Genomic DNA, 3,243 nt, shown 5'->3' with positions numbered 1-3,243 from the left:
ATCAATACGGTTTAAAAATTCAGGACGGAAAGCTGCTTTCACAACATTCATGACATCATTTTTTGCCTGATCGGTTGTTTGTCCCTCAGGCAGCGCGGTTAAAAACTCAGCACCAAGATTTGAAGTCATAATGAGGAGGGTATTGCGAAAATCGACAGTACGTCCTTGACTATCGGTCAATCGTCCCTCATCCAACACTTGCAACAAGAGATTAAAAATATCAGGATGAGCTTTTTCAATTTCGTCGAATAAAACAACCTGATAGGGTCTTCTACGAATAGCCTCAGTCAGCACACCACCTTCTTCATATCCGACATATCCTGGCGGTGCGCCAATCAGCCGTGCACCAGCATGTTTTTCCATATATTCAGACATATCAATGCGCAGCATTGCATTGGGATCTTGGAAAAGAAAAGCCGCCAGAGCTTTGGTTAATTCAGTTTTCCCCACCCCCGTCGGACCTAAGAACATGAAGGACCCAAGCGGGCGATTGGGATCTTGGAGTCCAGCACGTGCACGCCGCACAGCGCGGGCAACAGCTTGAACCGCTTCGCCCTGCCCAATAACACGGGTGCTAATTTCATCTTCCATCCGCAACAGGGATTCCCGCTCTGCCTCGAGCATCCGATCAACAGGAATACCAGTCCACCTTGAAACGATACGTGCCACATGTTCAGCAGTAACGGTTTCTTCAACCAAATGATTTTGTTGGTCATCATTTTCGGCAACACTGAGTTGTTTTTCGAGTTCAGGGATAACACTATAGGCCAATTCTCCAGCGCGTTGAAATTGTCCATCACGTTGGGCAATAGCCAAAGCATTGCGTGCTTCTTCGAGTTGTTTTTTCAAATCAGCAGCATGACCCAATTTTTGCTTTTCCGCTTGCCAAGCAGTTGTCATTTCGCTCGACTGTTGTTCCAATATTTTGAGTTCTTCTTGCACAGTTTGCAAACGCTCTTTTGCTGTTGGCTCAATGTCTGTTTTCAAAGCTTCGCGTTCGATTTTCAACTGCAAGATTCGCCGATCAATAGCATCGAGTTCTTCCGGTTTTGAATCGACCTGCATCCGCAAGCGTGCGGCAGCTTCATCGATAAGATCAATGGCTTTGTCAGGCAAGAAACGATCGGTAATATAGCGGTTAGACAAACGCGCAGCCGCAATCAAAGCACTGTCTGCCAAGCGCACTTTGTGGTGCTGTTCGTATTTTTCTTTAATACCGCGCAAGATAGAGATAGTATCCTCAAGCGTTGGCTCAGGCACAAAAACGGGCTGGAAACGACGTGCCAGAGCAGCATCTTTTTCAACATATTTTCGATATTCGTCGAGCGTGGTAGCCCCCACACAATGGAGTTCACCACGTGCGAGAGCGGGTTTTAAGAGGTTAGAGGCATCCATAGGACCATCAGATTTTCCAGCTCCGACAAGATTATGCAATTCATCGATAAACAGAATAATTTGACCATTTTCAGCTTGCACTTCTGCCAGCACAGCTTTGAGACGTTCTTCAAATTCGCCACGATATTTTGCTCCCGCAATCAGCGCCCCCATATCGAGTGCATGGAGTTGTTTATCGCGCAAAGTTTCGGGCACATCACCATTAACAATACGCAGTGCCAAACCTTCAACAATTGCGGTTTTACCCACTCCAGGTTCACCAATCAAAACAGGATTATTTTTGGTACGACGTGAGAGAACCTGAATGGTACGGCGGATTTCCTCTTCACGACCAATCACAGGATCAAGTTTTCCTTCGCGCGCATCTTTTGTCAAATCACGCGCATATTTTTGCAGTGCTTCATATTGGCTTTCGGCATGCGGGCTTGTTGCTGTTTTTCCCTTCCGCAGCGCATTAATAGCCTGATGAAGTGCCTGTGCTGTCAACCCTCCATTTGTTAAAATATCAGCTGTTTTTGCGGACTTTTCCATGATAAGCGCTTGCAACACACGCTCCACGGTAACAAACTGATCGCCGGCTTTTTTCGCGAGATCTTCTGCCATGCTAAAGATTTTTGCCAAAGGCTGCGATAGATAGAGTTGTCCATTTCCGCCTTGCACCTTCGGCAGAGCATCGAGTGCTTCCTTGAGAGCCTTTCGAATAAGAGAGAGATCACCACCGGCTTTTTGGATCAGCGATGCAGCCAATCCTTGAGAATCATCTAACAGCACTTTTAACAAATGCTCAGGCATAAATTGTTGATGATCGGAAGAAAGGGCACTATTTTGTGCTGATTGTAAAAAACCTTGCAACCGTTCACTATATTTTTCCAGGTTCATTTTTTTTCCTTATCTTAAGCCACATCACTGCACTTTAGCTCCCCCCAGCATTTTCCACAAAAGAGGCATCCCGAAAGGAACGACCAAACCACACCAAACAGCGCAAACGACACAACATGAAGAATAACCGTAGTGCTAAAAGAAATATGGGTTTTCATCCCCTCTATAACAAGAGGGAAAAGACTGCAAAGAGGGAGAAATTATCAGAAAACGACAGCAAGAAAAGCATAGCCAAAAGGATTATAGCACAAACATCCCCTCTACAGAGGCGAAAAATGTTAACATGGAAAACCTTTGCAAAAAGAAGAGAAAATATCGTTCACAAAAAGAGCAACAACAGTCTAGTTTTTAATCCCTCGCTCTCAATGCTCAATTTTCTCGCAAGCTTTAAAACAAGTCGCTCGCATCCAACACGCGTAACTCCCTCAACACCCCCCAGTCCCTCAACCCAAACATTCGGGTTTCTCCTTGGCTCAAAATGCCAAGCCCCCAATTCAAACACTAAAGCCTTCGATGTTCTCAAACACTCAGAACACCTTCAACTTAAACACATATTTTCCTTATGGCATAAACGATTGATTTATAAAGATATTTATTACCTTACTTGAAACCTGTTTATAACCATTCCTTTACACATCAAAAAAACAAGGGTGATTGGCATATAGATAACAACCATTGAAGAAAGAAAGAAAAATACCTGTTATAAACTCTCTCAAGGCAAGAGCAGTTACAACATTAAACGCTAGAAAATAGAATGGTGCCGGCTTGCTAGCAAACACCCGATACTTCCAAAGCTTAAACTCACATCCTCTCCTAAATCCAAATAACCAAAGTCCTCCTCACCCCAAAGCCTTAGTTTCTAACACTCTTAAAGGAACACCTGACCGTCTTTTATTCTTCTTCATCAGTTTTTTGTGGCGGCGGCGGTAAGATATAAGCACCTGAAAGCCACCGATTCAGATCAATTGC

General features: G+C 44.4%; 2 protein-coding genes. Both read right to left on the bottom strand.

The features are described 5' to 3' along the window. Positions 1-2,274 (bottom strand): AAA family ATPase (locus MCQ_RS08485; protein WP_006924791.1); only part of this gene is annotated, 2,274 nt, incomplete at its 3' end. Between the two features lie 891 nt (positions 2,275-3,165). Next, positions 3,166-3,243: DNA gyrase inhibitor YacG (locus MCQ_RS09760; RefSeq protein WP_006924787.1), on the bottom strand; the 78-nt coding region annotated here is incomplete at its 5' end.

Source organism: Candidatus Bartonella washoeensis Sb944nv (genome assembly GCF_000278135.1).
GTDB lineage: Bacteria > Pseudomonadota > Alphaproteobacteria > Rhizobiales > Rhizobiaceae > Bartonella > Bartonella washoeensis.
Note: the sequence above shows the minus strand (reverse complement) of the source record. Positions and strands in the feature narration are given on the sequence as shown.